This window comes from Candidatus Salinivivens marinus (genome assembly GCF_965655845.1).
Lineage (GTDB): Bacteria > Pseudomonadota > Alphaproteobacteria > Rhodobacterales > Rhodobacteraceae > Salinivivens > Salinivivens marinus.
The window spans coordinates 334650-360470 of sequence record NZ_CBFHHX010000001.1 but is presented as its reverse complement, the minus strand read 5'-3'; the positions used below and the strand labels follow the sequence as shown (position 1 = coordinate 360470).

The window sequence follows — 25821 nt, the reverse complement described above, 5'->3', positions numbered from 1 at the left end:
AGGATAGGAAGGACATGAGTTCGGTTGCATCACTTTTAGGTGACAGTTATACAAATCATCCGTTGAAGGAGAGATTTTTAAAGTGGCAATGTCATTGCCGCCAGTTAATGATGCGAGACAATATGGGTCGTCCCGATAATTCTATAATGCCCGATGTCTTGATAGAGGGTAGTGACGAAAGTATGGGAGCGATTATTACCATTCTGAACAAACTACCTGGATATTCTGAGACGCCTGAAATGCTTCACATGGCTCGCAAAACTAATGATCCGGCGCAGCGTCGTAATCAAGCCATTCAATATTTCTCTGCTACATATTATCAGAAACATAAACAATTTTCAGACATTCTCACCTCTACATTCCCTCCCAATTCTCCTGGTGCAACAAAAATTCGAGCCGCGGAAAACTGTCGATTGATTTTTTCTGCGTATTCTCAAAGTTTCGAGCTTTATTGCAAAGTTTGGATGCTAACACCTAAAAACCTTCTGAACCAGTCCACTATGGCGCATAACCGTTTATTTAATCCCGATTTGCCAAATGAAACGATTGTACTAGGTTTTGAGCCGGACTGGGCTGTCTCTAAAGAACTCTGAAATAAAGACTTTATTAAATGCCATACGGATACGTTATTGCTCAAATTTCAATCAAAGATCCACAAGCATATGCAGAATATGTCAATATGGTGCAACCAACACTAGATGCCTTTTATGGCGAATTTTTGGTTCGTGGGGGTAAAGCAACAAGTTATGAAGGTGATCCTCCAGGCGATCGTAATGTGATAATTCGTTTCCCAAGCTATGATCATGCTATGAATTGGTATCATTCGGAAAAGTATTCTGAGGCGAAAAAGAAAAGACAAGCAGCGTCAGACAGCGTTCAGACAATCGTTGAGGGTTTTTAGAAATAGAAAAAGAGAGTGAGAGTCAGTTATCATAAGCCTCTATATCTATTCTTATGTATTTATTTTACTCCAATAATCCCAAAGCCGTCTCATTATCTCTGATTGCGCAAAAGCCAATAATAAGTAACGCTTAGTTTATGATTTGTTCTATATTTTAAGCTGCATAGATTGCGGATTACTACATTTATAAGTTTCTACAAAATTTAGAAAAGTTTTGACAAACATCGCTATATATAGTACCTTACACATACAACCTGGTTTAGTTGTATCGGCGAGTTCGCTTGGTATTCCTCTTCCCATCAAGCGACCTCGCCTAACTTCATAAAAATTTTTTATAAACTGGTATTCTTTGATTAGTTGCATCTAGCAAATACAATCTATAAGGCCTGCAGCAGAAATTTGTAATCATAACGGAGGACCCAATGCCGAGAAAAGTAATTATCAGACAATTCGGTGGCTCTGAGAACTTAGAGATAGCCGAATTTTCGTTAGAAACCCCAATTTCTGGCGAGGTAACGGTAGAGCACAAGGCGGTGGGTTTAAACTATATAGATATCTATCAAAGAACCGGTCTTTATCCGCTTGAGTTACCCACTGCTTTAGGAGTAGAGGCATCCGGTGTTGTGACAAAAGTAGGTGATGGTGTAGCACACTTAAAAGTGGGTGATCGGGTTGCATATGCCAGTGGGAAGCCAGGCGCATATGCTGATGCGCGAAATTTGGTGGCTGCACAGGTTTGTAAGCTTCCTGATGATATAAGTTTCAAAATTGGTGCAGCAGTAATGTTGAAAGGGCTGACCGTTCAGTACTTATTTCATCGGACAACCCATCTTAATCGCGGAGATACTGTGCTGTTTCATGCCGCTGCGGGTGGTGTCGGTTTAATTGCTTGTCAGTGGGCAAGATCGGAAGGTATTAATTTAATAGCTACTGCGGGTTCAGATGAAAAGTGCCAACTGGCACTGCAACATGGTGCAAAATACTGCATAAACTACAAAAGCCAAGATTTTGTAAAAGAAGTAAAAGAAATTACTAATGGTGCGGGTGTGGAAGCTGTAATGGATTCTGTAGGCGCATCAACATTTCAGGGATCTTTAGATTGCTTGAAACCCCTAGGAATGATGATCAGTTTTGGTAATGCGAGTGGTAAAGTACCACCATTTGATATCGGTATACTGGCAGCAAAAGGATCCCTGAAAGTTACCAGGCCAACAGTATTCTCCCACATTTCTAATCGTGACACCTGTCAGCTGATGGCAGATCAACTTTTCAAAAAAGTCAGCGATGGCACTATTAATCTGCTAGTTGGCCAAGAATTTCCGCTATCAGATATTAGTAAAGCCCATGATATGCTTGAGGGAAGAGAAACAACTGGGTCGACTATTTTAACTCCATAAATAAAAACAAATAGATCGATATTCATATAATTTTTCGCTGATGTCCGATTTATTTGAAAACATGTCCGATTTGTAAATTGTAATCGAGATTCTTGAGTCACATAAGTGGCAAGGGAGTTTTGAAATGAAGTATTCTGGGTTTAGAGTTATCAAGGAAGCGTTGACTGGCCATCGAGGTTGGGGACCTGCTTGGCGTTCTCCTGATCCAAGTAGTGAATATGACTACGTAATAATTGGTGGTGGCGGTCATGGGTTGGCTACTGCATATTACTTGGCGAAAGAATTCAAGCAATCTAAAATAGCAGTACTAGAAAAAGGCTGGATTGGCGGCGGCAATGTCGGGCGTAATACAACTATAATTCGTTCAAATTATCTTTTGGATGGAAACGAGCCATTTTACGAGTTTTCACTCAAACTTTGGGAAGGTTTGGAAAAGGAACTTAACTATAACGCAATGGTTTCTCAGCGAGGAATTTTAAATCTGATCCACAGTGATGCTCAAAGAGATGCATTCGTTCGCAGGGGTAACGCTATGCTTCTTAACGGGGCTGATGCAGATTTGCTCACGACAGAACAGATCAAGAAACGGTATCCCTTTTTAAATACTGACAATGCTCGCTTTCCGATCAAAGGTGGTTTAGCTCAGCATAGAGGCGGTACAGTCCGACATGACGCCGTTGCTTGGGGCTATGCAAGAGCTGCCGACTCCTGTGGTGTGGATATAATACAAAATTGCGAAGTTATTGGCTTTAAGATTGCGAATGGCACGTGCCTTGGGGTTGAGACAACAAAAGGGTTCATTAAGGCAAAGACTGTCGGTGCCTGTGTTGCTGGTTCATCTAGTCGTTTGATGCAACTGGCTGGTATGCGTTTGCCAATAGAAAGCCATGTTTTGCAAGCCTTCGTATCTGAAGGTCTAAAACCGCTATTGCCGGGAGTAATTACCTTTGGCGCAGGTCACTTCTATTGCAGTCAGTCAGACAAAGGAGGGCTTGTATTTGGTGGGGATATTGATGGATACAATTCCTATGCGCAGAGGGGAAATTTACCAGTAGTCGAAGATGTTTGTGAAGGTGGAATGGCAATATTCCCCATGCTTGGTCGAGTGAGATTGCTCCGCATGTGGGGTGGCATAATGGATATGTCTATGGACGGTTCTCCAATAATAGATAAAACTGATATTTCTGGCCTCTATTTTAATGGTGGATGGTGTTATGGTGGTTTTAAAGCTACACCAGCTTCAGGGTGGGTGTACGCGCATTTGTTGGCAACCAAAGAGCCTCATAAAACGGCACGTGCTTTCCGTTTTGACAGATTTTCCAAAGGATTAATGATCGATGAAAAAGGCATGGGTAACCAGCCAAATTTGCACTAGGAGATCTTATGATTATCAATCATCCATTATTGGGACCACGCGATAGCTCTGAATTTGTGTATCTTGGAGACGCAAATTTGATAAATCGTCCAAATTGGCAAGAAGACAGTGCCTTAGAACACTTCGTAGACTATGGCTACCTTCGCGATAATATTGCCGGTGTGCATCGTGAGCTATGGTTCCACGAATACGGTGATAGATCCTGGTTAGTGGTCACACGCGATACGGTGAGTCATGAGATAACAGAAGTCAGACTGGCCAGCGATGTGGCTATCAAAGAGGGTCGGTAGTATGGCACAAAAAAATAGATTAGAAGGTGGTCTAATCAACCGTAAAAATCCATGGGCTTTTGAATTTAATGGGCAATCGATGCAAGGGTTTGAGGGTGATACACTCGCGTCAGCATTGCTTGCAAACGATGTAAGGCTAGTCGGACGTTCGTTCAAATATCATAGGCCAAGGGGTATGATATCTGCGGGTTCGGAGGAGCCGAATGCAATTGTGGAATTGCGGACTGGAAGTCGCAAAGAACCTAATTCTCGTGCTACCACAACCGAACTTTATGATGGACTAGTAGCTCATCCACAAAATTGCTGGCCTTCTTTGAATTTTGACTTTTTAGGAATCAATGATCTACTAGCGCCTTTTTTGACCGCAGGATTTTATTATAAAACATTTATGTGGCCATCTGTTTTTTGGGAAAAGGTATATGAACCAATAATTCGACGAGCTGCAGGTTTGGGCTCTGCGTCTTTGGAGCCAGACCCAGATTGTTATGACAAAGGTTTTCTCCATGCAGATATTTTGGTTATCGGAGCTGGTCCGGCTGGCTTGTCTGCGGCACTTACTGCTGCGAGATCGGGTGTCAGAGTTATTGTTGTTGATGAGGACTTTGTAACTGGAGGCCGCCTTAATGCAGAGAATTATATCTTGGATGACAAACCAGGCAGTAAATGGGCACAAGATATTACTGACGAGTTGTGTAGTTTTAAAAATGTGAGGGTTCTTACTCGAACAACAGTTATTGGTGCATTTGATCATGGTATTTACGGAGCAGTTGAGCGTGTTTCGGATCATCTTAAAACTCCAGATCCTGGAAAGCCCAGGCAAATACTTTGGCGAATTTACACGAAGCAAACCATACTTTGTTCCGGTGCTACTGAAAGATCAATAGTTTTCGAGAATAACGACCGACCCGGTATAATGTTATCAGGCGCTATTCGAAACTATGTTAACAGGTGGGCGGTAACGCCTAATCAAAATGTGGCAATCTTTACAAATAATAATGATGGCCATCAGACTGCGCGCGCGCTCATTAATAAAGGTGTAAATGTTGCAGCTGTTATTGATACAAGAAAGCAAAAAATTGACTCTCCTGACTATGAAACATTTTCAAATTCTGTTGTGTCTAATACTAATGGCCGCTTAGGTCTGGATAGTATCAATATAAAACACGAGGATGGCACCCAAAGGACTGTAAAATGTGGAGCTCTGGGTGTATCCGGTGGATGGAACCCTAACATTCATATAAGCAGTCATCATCGTGGACGCCCAATCTGGAATGAAGCTATTCAGTCATTCATTCCTGATGATAATAGTCCAAGCGGTATGCTCATAGCAGGCTCAGCAGATGGCTTTATGGAATTAGAAGATGTTATAAGGTCTGGCTATGAGTCGGCAAAACAAGCACTAGATAAATTGAACGTAAAATCCAAAAAAATTGATTTGCCGAAAACACAGGGAGATGACGAGTTAGCTATAGAGCCCTTCTGGATGGTACAGGGCACTTCTAGAGGATGGGTTGATCAGCAAAATGATGTGACGGCAAAAGACATAAAGCTAGCAAAGCAAGAAAATTTTACCTCTGTTGAACATTTAAAAAGGTATACGACTTTAGGGATGGCAACCGACCAAGGAAAAACAGCGAATATCTCTGGTCTAGCAATAATGGCTAATCTACTTGGCAAGCCAATTCCAGAAGTCGGAACAACTATTTATCGGCCACCATATACCCCAACAGCCATTGGTGCGTTTGCTGGCAGATCACGTGATAAGGACTTTAGGCCTGTCAGGAAAACCCCAAGCCATATATGGGCTGAAGAAAAGGGGGCTGTTTTTGTAGAGGTTGGAATGTGGATGCGTGCGCAATGGTTCCCAGAAAAGGGTGAAACTCATTGGCGGCAATCGGTAGATCGTGAGGTTCTTCAAACCAGAAAATCAGTTGGAGTATGTGATGTAACCACCTTGGGAAAGGTCGATGTACAAGGAAAAGACGCTGCTAGCTTTCTTAATTTAATTTATTGTAATGGATTTGCACAGTTAGCGATTGGTAAAACGCGTTATGGTTTGATGCTGAGAGAGGATGGTATCGCTTTGGACGATGGGACTGCAGCTCGCTTAGATGAAAATCATTTTGTTGTAACGACGACAACTGCAAATGCTGTATCAGTTTATCGACACATGGAATTTGTTAGACAATGCTTGTACCCAAAAATGGATGTTCAGTTAATTTCTACCACAGAAGCTTGGGCTCAATTCGCTATCGCAGGGCCCAACAGCCGAAGTGTATTAAGAAAAATTGTCGATAAAGAATATGACATATCGAACGAGGGATTCCCCTTTATGGCGTGCGGACAGATTACTGTTTGCGGGGGTCTCAGAGCTAGGTTGTTTAGGATCTCTTTTTCTGGGGAGTTAGCTTATGAGCTGGCAGTACCCACCCGATATGGTGACTCATTAATACGTGAAATAATGAAGGCTGGAGAGGAATTTGATATAGTCCCTTACGGCACTGAGGCTCTAGGAGTAATGCGTATCGAAAAAGGACATGCGGCAGGAAACGAACTAAACGGAACTACCTCTGCATTAAATCTAGGAATGGGCAGAATGGTCTCGAAAAAGAAGGATAGCATTGGATCCGTTATGTCAGAGCGTGAAGGTCTTAACACTCAGGATGCTTTGAAATTGGTTGGCTTTATGCCTGTAAATAAAAATGATCGAGTTCCTGCGGGATCGCATTTAATGAGTACTGGCAGTCCAGTGGATGCAGCGCATGACCAAGGTTATATAACATCAGCATGCTTTTCGCCGAATTTAAATTGCCATATTGGAATAGGATTTTTAAAGGCAGGCGATACTCGAATTGGAGAAGTAGTGCGTCTTGTTAGTCCACTTACGGGGCAGGATCATAATGTCCAGGTTGTAAGTGCTCACTTTATAGATCCAGAAGGAGAGCGTTTACGTGCATAATTTAAATCCCATATCACCGCTAGGAAACACAAAACCGTTGAGTGAGGAGTTTGGCTTATATACTCTCTCAGAAATTACCTCCTTTTCGTTGGCGTCATTTACTTTACGAAAAGGAACTGAAGGTGATGCAAGGAAAATCATTGAGCAGTTTATACAGGGTTCACTTCCAGATATTATGTCGTCTAATTTTGGCAAAATTTCTTCATTTTGGATAGGTCCGTCTCAATGGTTAATTGAAGCCTCTGTGGAAACCCATGAAGACTTGGCTGGTGAGCTCACTGAAATTTCTAACGGAAAGGCATCAGTAACTGAGCAAACGGACGCATGGTGTAGATTTGATTTAAACGGCCAAGAATTGGCATCACCACTCGCTCTTTTGTGTAACGTAGATGTCCCAGCTTTCAAAGGTGGAGAAGTCACGCGCTGTCAAATGGATCATATGGGTTGTTTTCTAATCTGCCGTGATTTGACTAATGTCACTATTTTAGGTCCAAGATCTGCTGCTAATTCTTTGCATCATGCGATTGTAACGGCGTTGAAGGCAGTGATTTGATTAGGTCGCTGGTATTGGAGAGTTGTCTTTAACTCTAAATAAATTCACTCTTTTTCGTTCTTCCTCTGGAGATAAAGAGAATAAATCAATGTAATGGCGACGTAAAATAGACGCACTTGGAAATCCGACTGATATAGCAATTTTACCTATCTTTTCGTTTGTATACAGTACCATTTGCCGCGCAGCATTTACCCTGAGTTTTCGAAAATATTGCCGAGGGCTTTCACCCGTTGACTCCTTAAAGATCCTAGATAAATGTCGAGAAGTAATCCCAATTTCATCAGCAATATCATTCACTTGGAGAGGATAATTGATTTTTTTATTTACAAGCGAAATTGCTTTCTGAGCTATTTCAGGCATCTCCTCTGACCCTTCGAACTCACTCAAACTGGGAATAATTTGTTTTACGTCTTGGTTCCTCATAATTGGGTGCTGAAACCAACATGCAACCTCCGCTGCTGTACTTGATCCTAACCTCGCACTTATCAGTAACAGCGCAAGATCAAATGCCGCGGCCGCGCCTGACGCTGTTATTATATTTTTGTCCGTTTCTATTACCTGTTCAGATGAAATATTGTTTGGAAATTGGTTTGCAAAAGCAGCAGCATAACACCAATGCACAGAGTATCTAATGTCCAGACGAACTTTAGCTTTTGCTAATAAAAAAACTCCTCCAGACACAGCGCCTAGTGTGCAGCCATGTCTCTCTAATTTTCTCAAGACACCAACAGTTCTGCTATTTGAAAACTGCGCACTTGGAGGTGATAGTAAAATTAAGGCGTCTAATTTTTCTACTTCTGTAATTCGTCCATCAGTCTCAAATGATACGTTTGCACTGGCTTTGACCTTGTGCTCATCTTCAGAGTATAATTTCCATTCAAAGCTATTAGTATTTGAGATTTCATTCGACGCTCTCAAGGGCTCTATTACAGATGTCAGGCAAGCCATTGGAAAGCCATCGAAAATTAAAAATCCTATACGATATGCACTTTTGTTCAAGGTGGTTTGCCAGTATCTGTGAGTAATCTAGGCAACCTACATAGAGTGCTTTTTGTTTTATTTCAAATAATGATTGTCCTTAAACTTTAATTCTGGCGAGACGCTCCAATCCGTTTAGAAAATTTGACCTATCATTTTTGCTAAACGATTTACCACCGCTCTGACGAAATGGGTCTGCTGACCTTAAATCATGCATCAAATCACGTATTGCCAAAATCTCTCCAATATTTTTACTATCTAGAATATCTCCATTGGGCTTAATGGCTCTGGCCCCTTGCTCAATAATATTTGCGGCTAAAACAATATCAGAAGTCACTACAATATCATTTGCAACTATATTTTCAGATATCCAGATATCAGCGGCGTCTGATTCATTGCCCACTACGACCAATTTAAATAGCGGGTTCGGAGACGGACGAATGCCACCATTGCTTACAATGTAAGTGTGAATTTTATGGCGGGTTGCAACTCTTTCAACTTCTGACTTTACCGGACAGGCATCAGCATCAACAAAAATTCTTACAGGATTAGTGCTCATTTCGGAATCTCACATTGATACTAACCATCTAAGACTTAGATTTAAATTGTCTAAATCTAAGTTTAACCGATTAAGCTTGGTTTGGAAAATAGTCTTCGCATGACCCTTCGCGAAAAACATCAGCCGTACAGCAGTGCAACCCTCCACCGAATGCGTAAGCATCTCTAAGATCGACGGGAACTACTTCCATTCCTAGTTTATCCATTTGTTCGGCTTGATAAACTTCAGATTTTTCAACACAAACCGTTTTAGGATCCAATACAAGAACGTTCATACTTAGCCAGGTTGATGAGTAGCACAATGGTGGCGGAGTATTATGAGCTGGTTGAGCGGCGTCAATAATTTCCCAATCATTTTTTTCAAACATTTTCCGCTGCTCTTCAGGCAGCCCGCGCTGAGGATTATTCAATATCAAACCAGGTCGCAGGGGTGTAAAAGTAGCGTCGATATGGATTGGGTAGGGGTCGCCAGGAAAATTTACGGCATGGACTCTGTGATCAGAAAAATGTCGGCGGATCCATTCAATTCCTTTTAAATTAGTTGTGAAGCCATGTTGTACAACTAGATCCTTACCGAATCTCAAAACATCTGCAGCGTCAAACAATGGTTCTTCTTCAGTCGTGACAAAGAATTTCTCTGCAGTCCATTTTAACCGCTTTTCTACTCCAATTTTTTCTGACAAATAATCTTCATGATAGTCTGCATCTGTCAAACGTGGTTTGGGAGCGGCTTCATGTTTAAAGTTTTTATCGTCTTCCCAATATTTTTGCATGAGTGGTCTGTAACATAGATATTCAAACCAGCGGCATCTGTAAGACATCGTTGCCTCTAAGATTTCAGACCCAACTGTCAACAAAACGTCGCGGGGTGGCATACATCCAAATTGACTCTCTGTATGAAAATCTGGCGTCGATGCTGGCAGCGAAAAATCTATTGGTGTTGGCCTGTCAACACGAATTCCTCGTTTCGTAAGCAGTGACGCGAAGTCATCCAACAATTCATTCGCTCGATCTATTGTTTCTTGTGGTCTCCTGCCCCATTGGCCTCGCATGTCGCTATCTTCTGGCACTTTCGCGTCCAATGCGGGTTCCTCGGGCGGTATATGGCAATTGTCGGCTTTCCCAACAATAACATGTTTAAGTGGGTCCCACTCATTCCAGCTATTTACTACTGCTTTCATATGCATTGCCTCATAAATTAATCACAAAATATCATTTTAAAAATAGCACTTGGGACGATTGATGCCAACCAAGATCGGCCTGGAAAGTTGGCAAATAACAAATAAATTATAAATTTCATTGAATGCTTTTGAGGTGTAAGGGTACGTTTTTGTACATTTTGAACGCTTGACAATAGTCATCAATTAAGTCCTGTCTTGGTTCAATCATTTCTGAGATAGATGGCTGTGATAAAATATTTTTTATGGGTTCGCCGGTTTTCCCCAAGATAGCTAGACGCGCGGCACCCAAAGCTGCACCATATTCTCCGTCCGTGGGACAGGCGATGGGTGTGTTTAAACAAGTCGCTATAGTCTCTAACCAGTACCGGGATCGGCCACCTCCTCCAATAGCCAATAATTGTTCTGGACAAGGGCCAGCCTTTTTCAGCGCCTCTAGGCAGTCACGTAACGCAAATGCTACCCCTTCCATTACCGCCTGAGTCAGTTTTGTGGCGGTGCTATTGGTTGATAATCCGGCAAAACCACCGCGGATATGGGCGTCATTTAAAGGAGTTCTTTCACCTGACAGATACGGATAAAATTTTTCAGAAGAAGGCCCATCAATCTCATCATTTAATTTAGCAGCCAATTGGCTTGGAGATTGTCCGATAATGCTTGATAGCCAGTTTAAACTATTTGTCGCGGATAAAATAACGCCCATTTGATACCATGTATTAGGAAGGGCGTGACAAAATGTGTGAACCGCTGCTTCGGCTAAAGGATTACATTCACTTCTAGCTGTCAGAATAACACCAGACGTGCCAAGTGAGACAAAACCTTGACCCTCCTGCATAATGCCAACGCCGCATGCAGCTGCGGCATTATCTCCGGCTCCCGCAACTACAGACACACCTCTTGGTATGCCTAACTCATCAGCAATAAATTTTGAAACACTTGAGGCGAGCTGAGAGCCTTCAAATAGAGCTGGCATTTGGTCTGACCTCATATTACCTGCATTCAAAGCATAGTCTGACCAGCAGCGATTTCTGACATCTAACCAGCTGGTTCCCGCCGCATCAGACATATCCATGAAATAGTCACCTGTTAGGTAGTATCCAAGATACGAAGCTGGTAACAGAACCTTTGCAATATTTGTAAAGAGTTCTGGTTTATTTTCTTGCACCCATAGTAATTTTGGTGCGGTAAAACCTGGAAATATAATGTTCCCAGTTATATTTCGTAAATTTTTATCTTGATCCAATTTTGATGCTTGTTTGTGACTTCGAGTATCGTTCCACAAGATACAAGGGTGTAGGATTGCACCATTTTTATCAAGCAATGTTGCACCATGCATATGACCTGCAATACCAATTGCATCAAGATTAGCGACAGCCTCTGCGTTTGTTCTTCTTAGTTCGCTCAAGGCGGCTTTGAGAGCATCTATCCAATCTTTAGGATTTTGCTCATTATATCCGGATGATATACTGGATACAGAATAGCTCTGATCTGAAACTCCCAAAAAGTTGCCGGCTTGGGTCACAAGTAAGCATCTTAAACCAGATGTGCCCAGGTCTATACCCAGATATGTTGGCCCTAATTGATGTCCTATATCTCACCTATGGTATTTAAATTTAGATTTTAGACAATTCCTGTTCTAAATCCTTAATTTCTGCCCCACCTGCCATGAGCCTCCTAATATCACCTCCCTCTAACTCTGCTTTAGTTCCCTGACCTATAACTTGCCCGAGAGCTAGAAAAGTATAGCGATCTGCGATGAGCCGAGAATGTATTTCATTATGGGTGATAAATATAATTGCGATATCGCCTCTTGCTCTGACGCGTTTAATGGTTTTGAGGACTTCCATTTGCTGCTTTTGACCCAAAGCCGATGTTGGCTCATCCAAGATCAGAACTTTCGCACCAAAATAAATCGCGCGTGCAATTGCAAGGGTTTGGCGCTGACCACCTGACATAGTTCCAACTGCTTGAGATGGATCTGAAAAATCAATTCCAATTTTGAGCATCTCATCATGTGCAATTTGGTCCATTTCATCTATTCTAAGTTTGCCCAGAGTAGAAGTAAGTTCACGCCCCATAAAGAAGTTTCGAGTAACACTCATTAATTGATTGATCGCTAAGTCTTGGTAAACAGTTCCAATACCTGCAGCTGAAGCATCTCGAGGACTTCGAAAAGATCGTTCTACTTCTTCCATGTAAATAGTACCACTTGTTGGCTGATGAACTCCTGACAAAATTTTGATCAGTGTAGATTTTCCAGCCCCGTTGTCACCTAACAATGCGTGAACTTCACCAGGATATACCTCCAAGTCAACGCCATTCAATGCCGTAAAGGGACCAAATTTCTTAGTGACATTTTCGACCCGCATATAACTCTTCGGTGCCATGTCTATATTCCCCCAGTTATACGTTTTCTAATACGCTCATTGGCGAAAACGGCCGCTAGTAGAACTGTACCCACGAAAACTCTAAACCAAGCCCCATCTATCCAAGGGATAAAGAATACGGCATTAGCAACAAGGCCAAAAGTAACCGCTCCAAAAATTACCCCTACTATTGAGCCGAAGCCACCTGTCATTAAGATCCCGCCCACTACTGCAATCGCAATTGCTTCTAGCTCTTTAAACATTCCTTTTGCAGCATCAGATGAGTTAGTATCGAAGACTTGGCATGCCGCGAAAATTGTTGCGCAGAAAGCAGAAAACATAAAAAGTCCGACTTTCACTCTGTTTACTGGCACCCCATTTGCACGGGCGCTCTCTTTATTATCCCCAGTGGCATAAATCCAATTTCCAATCTGTGTTTTTGCAAGTACATACCAAGCCACGCCTGCAATAATGATGAACCAGAGAAGTCTCGCATCAAATCCAGTAACCCATTGCTCCATTTTCCGATTGATATTTAAAAAGCTTAAATAGTTTATAAGGTCAATTTTTTCGTCTTTGGTCATCCCGGCCGTGAATTCCAAACCGGCTGCTACCTTCTGGCCAATCCAGAACCAAGCATCGTAAAGCCAACCAAAAACTTCACCACCCATTTGCTCGGCAAACCAGCTTTCTTGTTTGAAATCAGGCAGTCCAGACACGTTGGTGTTTTGGTTAATTAGTCTGAAGCAAACTTCTGTAAGACCGCGAAGAAAAAACCAAAATGCCAGGGTTACTATGAAACTTGACAAACCTGACCTGACCACAATTGTTCCAATGAGCCATCCAAACCCAAGTGTCATGCACATAGTTATTATAAAAGCCGTGAAAGGCGTTGCCTCTCCTAAACCGAATGGCAAACCCCATTTCAACATTATGGCCATGGACATCCCAGCGAAGGCAATCATTGGCCCAATGGATAAATCAAACTCGCCAGCAATCATCAATAAAGCAGCTCCAACCGCTATTATTCCCAATTGGGCGATAATGGCTATATTATTCTTTAATCCCAAAGCATTAAAAGCTTTTCCTTCTGATGCTAAGCCGAGGGCCAAAATAATTATGATCATGACTATGAAAGAACCGATTTCGGGTCTTCTTATCATGCGCTGGATCCAGCTTTCTTCTTGAAGACGATCAGATTCATTACGTTCTGACATTTTAACCTCTGATATCTATTTTTAGTGTCTTTTAAGTAAACAGGCGAGCTTTCGCTCGCCTGTTATAATTACCTGCTAATGCATAAGGTATTAGCGGTTTATGCCTGCCTGAGACGCAACGTTATCGATGTTTGAAGCGTCAACAAAACCAGGGCCTGATGGAATGTTAGCACCTGGCAACATACCAGCGTTTGTATTGTAAAGATGCAGTACGATGATCGGCATGTAACCTTGCAAACGCTGTTGCTGATCGATCGTGAATGATGCATCACCAGATCTAAGCATCGCGGTCACAGCATCTGACATGTCGAAACATGCTAAGTGTACATCTGCGCCAACATCTTTGATAGCTTTGTTAGCTGCATCACAAACATGTGGGCCAGCAGCCAAAATTCCGTCAATTGAAGGATCTGCTGACAATGCAGCTGCTGTTCTGGTTTCAATTTGCTGAACATCGTTGGACACGTCGATCATGTTCAATGATCCGCCAAGACCTGAGAAATAACCTTCACATCTATCTACAAGTGCGGTGTTCCAAGCTTCTTGGTTCAAACAAAGACCGTTTGTTACACCCTCAGCTTTGGCACGCTCTCCAGCTTTTTGCCCTGCTAGAAGCTCTGGCTGGCCAACGTGCATCAATGCACCAACTTTAGCTGAATTCTCAAGGCCTGAGTTCATTGTGATTACCGGAATACCAGCGTCTGCAGCAGCACGAATTGCACCGCCGAGTGCGTCAGGATCAGGCAAAGAAACAACGATTCCGTCCGGGTTAGATGCAGCCGCCGCCTCAATCAGTTTTGCCATGCCAGACATATCGCCGGATGGGTCGAAGTTATATTCAAAATCTGCACCAATTGCAGCAGCGGCATCTCTACCGCCTTTTTCAACTACTGGCCAAAATGGGTCAGTACCCTGTGTGTGTGTAATCATTACATAACGTTCAGCGATTGCTGTAGACGCCATCATTGCGAGCGCAGCGCCCGCCATAACTAATTTTTTCATAATTTTCTCCCAATAAGTACTTACGTACCGAATTACTGTATCAACTGATTCTATTTTGTTAAAGTATCAAAAGACAAAGATGGTCAATTTTTACCTAACGAAATAGCCACAGTTAGCGCTAACACTTATAGATTGAATCTTATTTTTGCAACCTGTTTTTAGATTTTTTTTGAGGAGTTTATATTTTTCATTTATTATTATGTTTTGCATTTCAGCCGAAGTTATCTATTTTATAACATAATAATCTAATCGCTCTTTTATTATCTACAGTGATTTTTGTGTGAAGACGAATTAAAAAGGATACCGATTTTCATGCAATGTAAATATATTAAATATTACCTAGTTATTTGCTTCGGAATTTGAACATGAAATGGTTAGGGCATTTCCTGTTTTCCAATACGAAGAACTGCAAAAGTAAAGCCCGGCTCTTATTTTTTCTTTCATTTGATCATCTAAGTTAAAATGCGCTCCATTAATTTCTAATGCAATCTGTGGAGTAATCCTAATATACCACCCTATAAAATCTGGGTTTGGTTCCTTAGTTAAGTTTCTGGTGGCTAATATATCCCCGTAAACGACGATGAGTTCAGATTCATAGTTTTTAATTTGCTTGGCGCTGGCTGTTAATGGAAACAGTAAAGCTAAAAATACAATGATTTTTAATCCAGACTTCATCTTCTTGTTTTTACTTCTCACTCTTTGGTTTAAATCCATTTAAAACTTTTCTTGTAGCTTGCACCAATGGTTCATGTGTCTTTTTTAAAATCTCCACGCGGTCAAATTGATCGGGATCAGATATTATAGCTTTTCTTAAAGCGTGACCAAAGGCCATTCTTAACTCTGTGCCTATATTGAACTTACATATTTTTGAATTTATTGATAAAAAAGATCGTTGTTTTGCCGGCACTCCGGATCCTCCGTGGATCACTAGTGGTATAGAAGTTACTTGCTCTATTTGCCTGATCTTCTCCACGTCCAGGTTACCCTCTTTGTGTCTTTGTAAATGAACGTTTCCAACGGATATGGCCATTGCGTCGACTTTTGTATCTTTTGCAAATATTTTTGCTTCTGATGGATTCGTGCCGTTTGATTTCTCTCCATCTGAATAACCTACAAAGCCAATTTCACCTTCGCACGAAATATCCGCTTCATGAGCCAACTCAGCGATACGTGCTGTTCGGTCTATATTTTCCTGAAGTGAAAGTCTCGAGCCGTCAAACATTACTGAGGTAAATCCACATTCAATAGCCTCTTTGCACTCCTCCTCTGTATACCCGTGATCTAAATGAGCTACTACAGGCACGCTTGCCTCACTAGCTAAATAATTGAACATCTTTCCTAAGATTGGCAAAGGTGTATGAGATCTGCAAGAAGGGCCCGCTTGAAGAATAATTGCAACATTTTCTTCTTCTGCTGCGCGAACATAGGCTCGCATATCTTCCCATCCAAGTGTTACCAGCCCGGCAACTGCGTATCCTTGTTCCATGGCAGGCTGTAATACGTCGGTTAGTCTAGCAATTGTCATTTAAATTTTGCCACCATATCCATGATGCCTGGTATTGTGGCTAATTGCTCTTCATGCGTTGGCTGAAAATATTGTTTTAATGGCCTTTGGCTTAATCCGCCAAGTATTGTGAAGTAATACATTTCGTAGCCCGGTAGTGCACAGCAGGGGTGGTAACCCTTATCGATTAAGACTGTCGAGCCATCAATTATATGATAAGCTTCACCCGGTTTATTATCCTCGCGTTGCAGCATCTGTAGGCCAGAGCCATAATTTGGCTTAAACCTAAAATTATAGGTTTCGTCATGTCGGGTCTCCTGAGGCAAACGATCAGTATCGTGCTTATGAGATGGGAAGCCAGACCAGCCACCAGAGCCTACTGTATAAAGTTCGCTTACGAGTAGTCTTCCAACTTTATCTCTTTGGTTAGCACCCAAGATATGTTTTATTTTGCGATGGGTTTTTGTTTCGTCCGATCCGTATTGAACTAAATCTATATCTTTGGGTCTTACTGCAAAAGGTTCTAACACTTTTTCATATTTCGCCCCAGCAATAAAAATCTCGGCTGTATCAGTAATACACTCAAAGCAAACTTTTGTATCTGTGGGGACATAGACACCTTCTGGTTCTCCACCCCAAACGTCGATAGATCTATTTCCCACTGACTTGAAATGTTGACCATCAACATCAACATTGATGGTGCCAGTAGCTGGTACTATGCAAGTTTCATACTTGTTTAATCTGTATTTAAAATTTTCACCTTTCGTTAATTTTACGATGTTGAAGTAATTTAGTGGCACGAGATCATGGTCCACATTCACTATAGGGATGTTTTTGTTATTGTATGGGGCAATATGCATAGGTTAGCTTTCTTTTTATGTTGCTTTGGACGAGTGGGTTTTTAAGAATGCCCCCAATTCATCTACCGTTGGCATTGCTCCAGCACAACCAGGTCGGGATACTACAATCGCAGCACAGGCTGAGGCCCTAAGAACAGAATCTTTGAGGTTGAAGCCATCTGCTATTGAAGCGAGCAATCCTGCCATAAAACTGTCACCCGCACCAACTGGCTTAATCGCCGAAGTGGGGTAAATACCAGTTTTAATTTCCTTTTCCTCCGTCAATGAAATAGCACCTTTCTCACCCATTTTATAAATTACTGTTTTTCCCAAAGAAGCTAACTCTTTCGCTTTATCGAGGCCTTTGCCATAGTCTCCGGCCATAAAGCCAAACTCTTCATCGTTTCCAACAATAAGATCGCTACTCATTCCGGCCTTCGATAATACGTCAGAAGCAATTTCAGCTGATGGCCAACTGTAAGGTCGATAATCAATATCAAATATCACGGGCATACCGGCTTGGCGTGCATTTTCGATGGCATGAAATGTTGAAGCCCGAGAAGGTTCTGAAGCAAACACAGTCCCCGCGGTTATTATCGCACTATAGTTACTGTAATCAACTAAGTCTACATCCGCTATTTGTACTTGAAAATCTGCTGCATTATTACGGTATATAACGTTCTGAAAATTCTCTAAGGTACTTTCATAAATAGCAAGAGAAGTGCGGCATTCTCCAGAAACCGCCTTTACATATTTTGTTTCCACTCCGTAGTCTCTCAATCGGTTAAGTGCAAACCGTCCAATTGCATCATCGGAAACTGAAGTAATTAAGCTCGCTTGTGAGCCAAGCTTTACCAATCCTGCACATATATTTGCGGAAGATCCACCCAAGTCGGACCTAAAAATTTGAGAGTTTTCACTTTTTACGCCTACTTCATCACAAAATAGATCAATACCTGCTCTTCCAAATACTGCGAATTTCTTGCCTTTTATAGCCTCAAATAAATCGTTCATTACCTTAAAATTTCTTTCATTATTTCGTGTGTAAAATACAAAATCTTTTATGTTGCCGTCTTTCCAAACTGGTGATACGCGTTCCTGCAAAGCTTATATTTTGGTTTGGCAGAGGTTCTAGCTAAAAATGCGTGAGATTGGAATAGGCATTGTCGGGGGCGGCTATATGGGAAAAGCCCACTCAGTTGCGATGTCTTCGGTTGGAGCTATTTTTGATACCTACTTACGGCCAAGACTTCAAATGATTTGCGCTCGGACTAATACGACTGCTGAGAAATATCGAAAGGCATATGGTTTCAAAACAGCAACCTCTGATTGGAATGTTTTAGTGAAAGACCCTGCTGTGGAAGCAATCGTTATTGCGACACCACAAACCGAACATCGTGAAATTGCTTTAGCAGCCTTTGCAGAGGGTAAGCCAGTATTCTGCGAAAAACCTTTGGGATCTTCTTTGGAAGATGCTCGAATAATGACTGACGCCGCAGATGCAAGTGGACTGCCAAATATGGTAGGTTTTAATTACATTCGGACGCCGGCAAGCCAGTTTGTACGAAGGTATTTGGCTAATGGTGAACTTGGAAGGGTGACTTGGTTTCGTGGCGAGCATACAGAAGATTTTCTTTCTGACCCACAAACACCCGCATCATGGCGATGCACTAGTATGTCAAATGGTACGCTGGGTGATCTGGCTCCACATATGATAAATGCAGCTTTGGCACTGATGGGACCGATCAGATCGTTAATGTGTGAGTACGAAACAGTACATGAAAAGCGTCCGGGTGGAGATGTCATTAACGATGATCATGCTCAAATTATGTGTCGATTTGATAGCGGGGCTATGGGGCACATGTATTTTAGTCGAGTAGCGACTGGTCGCAAAATGGGATATGCTTACGAAATCCATGGAACTAAAGGATCTGTTCGTTTCGATCAAGAGGATCAAAATTCAGTATGGTTATATCGATCAGAAGGACCAGAAGCTGAGAGAGGTTTCAAACAGATTTTAACTGGACCTGCGCACCCTGACTACGAACCTTTTTGCCAAGGCCCAGGTCATGGGACTGGATATCAGGACCAGATAATAATTGAAGCTCGTGATTTTCTTCTCGCAATTGAAAAAAATAAATCGTATTGGCCATCTTTTCAAGACGGTTTGCAGGTTGCTAAGGTGGTAGATGCTGCTCTTCATTCTGGAGAAAAAAGATCCTGGGTTAATTTGGCTTAAAATCAATTGAGAACTTTTAAAAACGAAATTAAACCTCCAAGAAAGACTAAGTATGACAAAATTAAAATGGGGAATGATAGGCGGCGGAGAAGGAAGCCAAATCGGTCCAGCACATAGGCTGGGAGCAGTAGCGGACGGTCGTTTTGAGTTGGTGGCCGGCGCCTTGGATCACAGGCCGGCAAAAGGTAAGGCATTTGCTGAAAGCTTAGGTATTGATAGTTCTAGAGCCTACGGTAGCTGGTCAGAAATGCTTGATGGCGAGAAAAATAGAGATGATGCAATTAACCTTGTAACTGTTGCGACCCCAAATGCCACCCATTTTGAAATAACGAAATCTTTTTTAGAGGCTGGCTTCAATGTTTTGTGCGAGAAGCCGATGACTATGACAGTTGAAGAAGGCGAGGAAATTTACAAAATCGCTCAAAAAAGTGGTAAGGTCTTCTCAGTTAACTATTGCTATTCTGCTTATCCAATGGTGAGGCAGGCTCGTGCAATGGTGCGAAGCGGTGATATTGGTAAATTAAGGCTAATAATTACAAATTTTAGTCATGGGCACCATGCAGATGCAGAGGATGCAGAAAATCCACGAGTGCGATGGCGTTACGATCCGCAGATGGCTGGCGTTTCTGGTCAGTTTGCTGACTGTGGTATTCATGCAATGCATATGGCTAGTTTTATCTCTGATGATACCGTGGATAGTTTGAGCGCAGATTTTGCGTCAACTATTTCTACAAGAATTTTAGAAGACGATGCTTTTGTTAATTTTCGCCTCAGTAAAGGGACCGTTGGGCGTTTATGGACTTCATCTGTGGCAATTGGCAGGCAGCACGGCTTTGATATACAAATTTTTGGTGAAACGGGTGGATTACGTTGGGCCTCTGAGCAACCAAATCAGTTAATCTATACTCCATTGTCAGGTCGAACCCAGATAATTGAAAAGGGTGAGGCTGATTTGTATGAAGATGCTAAACGTTTAACTAGGGTTGCAATAGCTCATCCCGAAGGTTTTCCACTCGCCGTTGCTAACATGTATATGGATTTAGCTGATGCGATAAGCGGAAGTGATAGAGATGGTTTGCCAACTGCTCAAGACGGTCTTCGATCGATGGCGGCAGTGTATGCGGCTGTGAAGTCCGCAAAGCAAAATGGTTCATGGGTTGATGCTAGGCCTCCAATTTTTAGTGACGAAAATAAACTTTAGAACTGGAGAAAGATAATGTTAACTGTTGGACTTATTGGGGCAGGACGCATTGGGCGAGTACATGCTAGTACGATTGTGCAAGATGAAGGGTCACAGTTAGTAGCAGTTGCAGATAGTGTTGATGAAAACGCCAAAAATTTGGCAGAAACATATGGAGTTAATCCAACATCAGTAGATGCGATTTTTGAGGATAATTCAATCGAGGCAGTTTTAATTGCCAGTTCAACGGATACACACTCTGATTTTATAGAAAAAGCCTCTATAGCTGGAAAGGCAATCCTTTGCGAGAAACCAGTTGATTTGAGTTTAGCTCGCGCAAAACGGTGCCTCGAAAATACAAAATCAAATGAACATTCAATTATGATGGGTTTTAACCGCAGATTTGACCCAAATTTTGTTGCTTTGAAAAACGCACTTGATGGAGGTGAAATTGGGACAGCAGAGCTGCTATCAATTACTTCTTTTGACCCTGCTCCGCCACCTATTGACTACGTAAAAGTTTCTGGCGGTATTTTTAAAGACATGATGATCCATGATTTTGATATGGTAAATTTTTTGTATGGAGAGTTGCCAAAATCCATCTTTGTTTCTGCAAGCGCAATTATTGATAAAAAAATTGGGGCGGTAGGAGATTATGATACTGCTGTGGCAACTTTGAAATATAGGGACGGCAGGTTGGCGGTGATTAAAAATTCGCGCCGAGCAACTTATGGATATGATCAAAGGACTGAAATCTTGGGTTCCAAAGGGTTGTTACAGGTTCAGAATATGGTTGAAAATTGTATGGTAAAGTCAACTGAAATGGGCGTTGAAAGCTCAAAACCGGAGTACTTTTTTTTAGAGAGATATAAGTCTGCTTATCAAAATGAATGGGCAGCATTTGTTACAGCATTAAAAACGAAAACCCCCATGCCAGTTTCATTATCCGATGGGATTGCTGCTTTAGCGATTGCAGAAGCAGCGGCTGCATCAGCCGAGAAGGGTTCCGAGGTAGAGATAGCAAACTTTCTATGAGTAAAGAAACATACATAATTAATAGAAGCCAGAATTACAGACACATCGATAGTGGTATAATATTGCGGTCAATTAATAAGAAAGATTTCAAAAATGAGTGTTAAAATTGGTATATCGCCGATTGCTTGGCAAAACGATGACCTTCCCGAATTAACGAAAGACTATACGATGGAGCAGGCCTTACAAGAGGCTAGAGAAATCGGCTATACTGGTGTTGAGAGAGGTCAGCGTATGCCTCATGATACAGAGGGGCTTAAAACCTATCTTGAGAGCGCAAAGATTGAACTTTGTGGTGGTTGGTGCTCAGGAAATAGTCTTGTAAATAATTTTTCTGAGGAGTGTAAGGCAATTAGTCAGCAAGTTGATCAATTCGTAGAATTGTCCAGTCCATGCATCGTATACGCTGAATGTTCAAATACAGTTCAGGGCGAAATAGAAACGCCTGTTAATAGCCGCCCTAAATTAACGCGTGATGAAATTTCCTCCTATGCTTTGAAAATTAGTGAGGTAGCAAAGTGGTGCGCTGATAAGGGAATGCCGATGGCATATCATCATCATATGGGATCAATAATTGAGACTGAGGATGATGTGAACTGGCTAATGGATGCATCCAGCAGGGATTTAAATTTATGTTTTGACACTGGTCACCTACTTTTTGGTGGAGGTGATGTAATGGCAACATTAGATAGATGGGGTGATCGCATCCATCATGTTCATTATAAAGACATTCGGCCAAGTATTGTTGGAGATGTTAGAAAAAATAATAAAAGCTTCCTGAATGCTGTAATTGCCGGTGCTTTTACAGTCCCTGGTGACGGTTGCATTGATTTTCAAGCTGTATCAAATTCATTGGCGGCAATGTCTTATTCGGGCTGGATTGTCGTTGAGGCCGAACAAGATCCTGCAAAGGCGCCGCCTTATGATTATTCCAAAATGGGATACGATCATATTTTGAAAGTGTGCAAAAAAGCTGATCTTTCAATCAATTAATTTTATTTGCCAATTCAAGCTAAAGGAATTCGTCAAATGGATAGTTTACATCTTAAGCCGACGACTAATAACGGTTTGGTCCACAATATAACTCCAGAAAATGCCGGTTGGAGATATGTGGGTTTCGATTTGCACAGGTTATCTGCCGGACAATCTGCAAATGGTGCCACGGGAGACCGTGAAGTGATTATTGTTATCGTAGAGGGCAAGGCGCATATTAAAAGCAGTGAAAACGATTGGGGTGTTCTTGGCGATCGTATGTCTGTGTTTGAGAAAACCCCACCCCATTCCCTGTATCTCCCTAATGATCACGAATGGGAAGTGGAGGCATCCACAGAATGCACTGTGGCCGTATGTTCCGCTCCCGGTAGGAGGAATTATGAGCCTTGTTTGGTGGGGCCGGATAAAATTAATCTCACCAAAAGAGGGCAGGGTGTTAATACACGGTATATTAACAACATAGCAATGGAAGATTTAGATATTTGTGACAGTTTGCTAGTAACCGAAGTCTTTACACCTGCTGGGAACTGGTCGTCTTACCCGAGTCATAGGCACGATGAAGATGATTTTCCTAGGATTACATATTTAGAAGAAACTTATTATCACCGTTTGAACCCTGAAAATGGATTTGGTTTTCAGCGTGTGTATACTGACGATAGATCTTTAGACATAGCTATTCCAGTAGAGGATGGCGATGTTGTTCTTGTCCCGAAAGGTCATCACCCTTGTGGAGCACCTTATGGCTTTGAAATGTATTATTTGAATGTTATGGCGGGTCCCCTCAGGAAGTGGCGGTTTTTGCCAGCTCCTGAGGTTGAATGGATCCTTGAGAGGGATGGTTAATGCCAGGGTCTGCAATTTATCCAAGTCTAAAAGATAAAATAATTTTTATCACTGGGGGAGCATCGGGTATTGGTGCGTCAATCGTTCGCGCATTTGATCGTCAGGGCGCAGTTGTTGGAATATTAGACATTGATAGTGCATCAGCCAACAAGCTTATAACCGATCTAGATGGGCCCCATCAATTTGTACAATGTGATTTACGCAATATTGATGAGTTGACTTCAGCCATTTCGAACCTTGAAAGAAAAATAGGAAAAGCGCAGGTTTTAGTAAATAATGCTGCACGGGATGATCGCCATGATTGGCGCGATATAGATGCAAATTACTGGAATGAGCGAATGGATATTAATTTGCGACATATGTTTTTTGCCATTCAGCAGATTGCGCCTTGGATGATAGATGAAAGATGTGGATCCATTGTAAACATAGGTTCAAATTCGTGGTGGGAATGTGGCGCAGGTTTTCCTGCTTATGCTACCGCTAAGTCCGCGGTTCATGGATTAACACGAACGATGGCAAGGGAACTAGGGGCGTATAATATTCGTGTTAATACTGTTGTCCCTGGTTGGATTATGACAAAAAGGCAAAAAGATTTATGGGTGACACCCGAGGCCTTGCAAAAGCAACTTGATAGGCAGTGTATTCCTACACCAATAGAGCCTGAGTATGTGGCAAATATGGTTGCCTTCCTTTCAAGCGAAGATGCCAAAATGTGTACAGCGGGAAATTTCATGGTAGAAGGCGGGTCCATTTAATTGACTTAAAAGCTTTTCAATTACTGACTTATTTAAACATAATGCTACCTAAAAAAGTTGGCAGAAATGGGCATCTGGGAGTTGTCAGTATTTTGAGGCTGCTAAAAATATTTGAGGTAAACTCTAATGAATAAGACTATTAATGAACTGATAAATACACAAAAAAGTGATCTGAACATACTCGGTGCACCAAATCGTAAATGGTCTACGTTTGGCAATCTCAAAACACTTTCCTCGTACGTCAATTCGCAGCTAAGGTCTTATGGTATAGCAGTTGAAGATAGGGTGGCCATTATACTACCAAACGGTCCTGAGATGGCGAGTGCCTTTTTAACAATGGCGCAAAGCTGCACGACTGCACCATTAAACCCTAATTATAGGGAAGAAGAATATTTATATTATTTGAAAGACTTAAAGGCGAAAGCTCTTGTAGTATTAAAAGATTACAACGGTCCAGCGCTTGCGGCAGCAATTCAGTTGAATATTTTAGTAATTAGAATGAGTGTTAATTCAAAGCATTCTGCCGGAGAATTTGAGCTCCACTGTGATTTTAATAATCCTGTCACATCGCAGCAAGTACCTACTCCAACAAATGTAGCTTTAATTCTGCACACTTCAGGTACCACATCTCGGCCAAAAATCGTACCAATTCTTCACTCAAATATAGTTTCGTCGGCAGAAAATATAAAAAGATCTCTCAGGTTGACGGAGGAAGATCTGTGCATGAATATAATGCCTCTATTTCACATACACGGTTTGATTGCGGCTGTATCTGCATCCATAGCAGCCGGTGGATCGGTGTGGTGCACTCCCGGTTTTGATGCATTAAAGTTTTTCCGATGGTTGGATGATGCTTCACCTTCATGGTTTACAGCAGTACCGACAATGCATCAGACAATTTTAGCAAGAGCTCAGCGAAATAGAGATATAATCGATCGAAATAAATTGAGGTTTCTCCGATCTTCTTCTGCCTCACTGCCATCGCAGGTGATGAAAGAATTAGAACGGGTATTTGGAGCACCGATAATAGAGGGATATGGAATGACAGAGGCAACGCACCAAATGGCTTCAAATCCGCTTCCTCCCCTTGAGCAAAAACCAGGTTCTGTAGGGCTTGAAGCTGGGCCTAAAATCCGAATTGCTCACGAAACTGAAAATCATCTAATTGATGGTACCGGTGAAGTAGTTATCTGTGGTCCGAATGTGACGCCTGGTTATGAAAATAATCTGGAGGCAAACAAGAATAGCTTTTTTACTTTTGAGGGTGAGCGCTGGTTTCGTACTGGAGATCAGGGTGCTTTTGACGCAGATGGGTACCTAAGTTTAACAGGAAGGCTAAAAGAAATTATAAATCGGGGCGGTGAAAAGATAAGTCCCCTTGAGGTAGACGAGGTTCTGATGGATCACCCAAGCATAGTACAAGTAGTCACATTTGCAGTGCCTCATGAGAAACTTGGAGAAGATGTGGCAGCAGCTGTAGTCCTAGAAGATGGCTCAAAGGTCACGGAGAGTGACCTGAAGGCTTTTGCTTCAGATCGAATGGTAGATTTCAAAGTACCAAAAAAGATTGTTATTCTCTCAGAAATACCAAAAGGTGCGACTGGTAAACTCCAGAGGATCGGATTGGCTGAGACGCTTGGTTTGACTTAAAAGGGGACCATA

25 protein-coding genes are annotated in these 25821 nt (G+C 41.9%); 14 read left to right on the top strand and 11 right to left on the bottom strand.

Features of this window, described 5'->3' with window-relative positions:
- The first annotated feature begins 14 nt into the window (after positions 1-14).
- From ACTF5Q_RS01750 to ACTF5Q_RS01720, 7 genes are all read left to right on the top strand, one after another.
- Positions 15-593, top strand: coding sequence for a hypothetical protein (locus tag ACTF5Q_RS01750; protein ID WP_154038760.1), 579 nt, complete (start codon positions 15-17; stop codon positions 591-593).
- A gap of 17 nt (positions 594-610) precedes the next feature.
- A complete protein-coding gene (locus ACTF5Q_RS01745; RefSeq protein WP_438952991.1) occupies positions 611-901 on the top strand; it encodes a DUF1330 domain-containing protein in 291 nt (96 codons plus the stop codon).
- Between the two features lie 422 nt (positions 902-1323).
- Positions 1324-2298 carry a quinone oxidoreductase family protein gene (locus ACTF5Q_RS01740; RefSeq protein ID WP_438952990.1) on the top strand — a complete coding sequence of 325 codons (975 nt, stop codon included), beginning with the start codon at positions 1324-1326 and terminating at the stop codon, positions 2296-2298.
- Positions 2299-2422: 124 nt separating this feature from the next.
- Positions 2423-3673, top strand: a complete 1251-nt coding sequence (locus ACTF5Q_RS01735) for a sarcosine oxidase subunit beta family protein (protein ID WP_438952989.1) — start codon at positions 2423-2425, stop codon at positions 3671-3673.
- An 8-nt stretch (positions 3674-3681) separates the two neighbouring features.
- On the top strand, positions 3682-3963 hold the full coding sequence (locus ACTF5Q_RS01730) for a sarcosine oxidase subunit delta (protein WP_438952988.1): 282 nt from the start codon (positions 3682-3684) through the stop codon (positions 3961-3963).
- Between the two features lies 1 nt (position 3964).
- A complete protein-coding gene (locus ACTF5Q_RS01725) occupies positions 3965-6922 on the top strand; it encodes a sarcosine oxidase subunit alpha family protein (protein ID WP_438952987.1) in 2958 nt (985 codons plus the stop codon).
- A complete protein-coding gene (locus tag ACTF5Q_RS01720) occupies positions 6915-7475 on the top strand; it encodes a sarcosine oxidase subunit gamma (protein WP_438952986.1) in 561 nt (186 codons plus the stop codon). Before ACTF5Q_RS01725 ends, ACTF5Q_RS01720 begins: the two co-directional genes overlap by 8 nt.
- Here ACTF5Q_RS01720 and ACTF5Q_RS01715 read toward each other — a convergent pair whose 3' ends face one another.
- The 11 genes from ACTF5Q_RS01715 to iolC all read right to left on the bottom strand — a co-directional run bounded on the left by ACTF5Q_RS01715 (position 7476) and on the right by iolC (position 18131).
- Entirely contained in the window at positions 7476-8474 is a 999-nt protein-coding gene (locus tag ACTF5Q_RS01715; RefSeq protein ID WP_438952985.1) for a GlxA family transcriptional regulator, read from the bottom strand.
- Positions 8475-8553: 79 nt separating this feature from the next.
- Entirely contained in the window at positions 8554-9012 is a 459-nt protein-coding gene (locus ACTF5Q_RS01710) for a YaiI/YqxD family protein (protein WP_438952984.1), read from the bottom strand.
- 70 nt (positions 9013-9082) lie between these two features.
- A complete protein-coding gene (locus ACTF5Q_RS01705; protein WP_438952983.1) occupies positions 9083-10192 on the bottom strand; it encodes a serine/threonine protein kinase in 1110 nt (369 codons plus the stop codon).
- A 115-nt stretch (positions 10193-10307) separates the two neighbouring features.
- The gene (gene xylB, locus ACTF5Q_RS01700; protein ID WP_438953078.1) at positions 10308-11747 is read right to left on the bottom strand and encodes a xylulokinase; all 1440 of its coding nucleotides are present in this window, start codon (positions 11745-11747) and stop codon (positions 10308-10310) included.
- 55 nt (positions 11748-11802) lie between these two features.
- Positions 11803-12576, bottom strand: a complete 774-nt coding sequence (locus ACTF5Q_RS01695; protein ID WP_164377225.1) for an ATP-binding cassette domain-containing protein — start codon at positions 12574-12576, stop codon at positions 11803-11805.
- A 2-nt stretch (positions 12577-12578) separates the two neighbouring features.
- Entirely contained in the window at positions 12579-13772 is a 1194-nt protein-coding gene (locus ACTF5Q_RS01690; RefSeq protein WP_438952982.1) for an ABC transporter permease, read from the bottom strand.
- Positions 13773-13862: 90 nt separating this feature from the next.
- Positions 13863-14774, bottom strand: coding sequence for a sugar ABC transporter substrate-binding protein (locus ACTF5Q_RS01685; RefSeq protein WP_155495675.1), 912 nt, complete (start codon positions 14772-14774; stop codon positions 13863-13865).
- Positions 14775-15113: 339 nt separating this feature from the next.
- Complete coding sequence (locus ACTF5Q_RS01680) at positions 15114-15488, bottom strand: hypothetical protein (RefSeq protein WP_438952981.1); 375 nt, start codon at positions 15486-15488, stop codon at positions 15114-15116.
- On the bottom strand, positions 15460-16299 hold the full coding sequence (locus tag ACTF5Q_RS01675; RefSeq protein WP_438952980.1) for a class II fructose-bisphosphate aldolase: 840 nt from the start codon (positions 16297-16299) through the stop codon (positions 15460-15462). Before ACTF5Q_RS01675 ends, ACTF5Q_RS01680 begins: the two co-directional genes overlap by 29 nt.
- Positions 16296-17138 carry a 5-deoxy-glucuronate isomerase gene (locus ACTF5Q_RS01670; RefSeq protein WP_438952979.1) on the bottom strand — a complete coding sequence of 281 codons (843 nt, stop codon included), beginning with the start codon at positions 17136-17138 and terminating at the stop codon, positions 16296-16298. Before ACTF5Q_RS01670 ends, ACTF5Q_RS01675 begins: the two co-directional genes overlap by 4 nt.
- Before the next feature lie 15 nt (positions 17139-17153).
- Positions 17154-18131 (bottom strand): 5-dehydro-2-deoxygluconokinase, encoded by a 978-nt coding sequence (gene iolC, locus ACTF5Q_RS01665; RefSeq protein ID WP_438952978.1) that lies wholly within the window; start codon positions 18129-18131, stop codon positions 17154-17156.
- A gap of 127 nt (positions 18132-18258) precedes the next feature.
- Here iolC and ACTF5Q_RS01660 point away from each other — a divergent pair, with 127 nt between their 5' ends.
- The 7 genes from ACTF5Q_RS01660 (at position 18259) to ACTF5Q_RS01630 (ending at position 25809) form a co-directional block, all read left to right on the top strand.
- Positions 18259-19356 carry a Gfo/Idh/MocA family protein gene (locus ACTF5Q_RS01660; protein ID WP_438952977.1) on the top strand — a complete coding sequence of 366 codons (1098 nt, stop codon included), beginning with the start codon at positions 18259-18261 and terminating at the stop codon, positions 19354-19356.
- 52 nt (positions 19357-19408) lie between these two features.
- Positions 19409-20557: a Gfo/Idh/MocA family protein gene (locus ACTF5Q_RS01655; RefSeq protein WP_438952976.1), complete on the top strand. Its 1149-nt coding sequence runs from the start codon at positions 19409-19411 to the stop codon at positions 20555-20557.
- A gap of 15 nt (positions 20558-20572) precedes the next feature.
- Positions 20573-21571 carry an inositol 2-dehydrogenase gene (gene iolG, locus ACTF5Q_RS01650; protein ID WP_438952975.1) on the top strand — a complete coding sequence of 333 codons (999 nt, stop codon included), beginning with the start codon at positions 20573-20575 and terminating at the stop codon, positions 21569-21571.
- A 93-nt stretch (positions 21572-21664) separates the two neighbouring features.
- Complete coding sequence (gene iolE / locus ACTF5Q_RS01645) at positions 21665-22561, top strand: myo-inosose-2 dehydratase (protein ID WP_438952974.1); 897 nt, start codon at positions 21665-21667, stop codon at positions 22559-22561.
- A 36-nt stretch (positions 22562-22597) separates the two neighbouring features.
- The gene (iolB, locus tag ACTF5Q_RS01640; RefSeq protein ID WP_438952973.1) at positions 22598-23404 is read left to right on the top strand and encodes a 5-deoxy-glucuronate isomerase; all 807 of its coding nucleotides are present in this window, start codon (positions 22598-22600) and stop codon (positions 23402-23404) included.
- Positions 23404-24159, top strand: a complete 756-nt coding sequence (locus tag ACTF5Q_RS01635; RefSeq protein ID WP_438952972.1) for an SDR family NAD(P)-dependent oxidoreductase — start codon at positions 23404-23406, stop codon at positions 24157-24159. Before iolB ends, ACTF5Q_RS01635 begins: the two co-directional genes overlap by 1 nt.
- 126 nt (positions 24160-24285) lie before the next feature.
- Positions 24286-25809, top strand: coding sequence for an acyl--CoA ligase (locus tag ACTF5Q_RS01630; protein WP_438952971.1), 1524 nt, complete (start codon positions 24286-24288; stop codon positions 25807-25809).
- Positions 25810-25821: the final 12 nt, after the last annotated feature.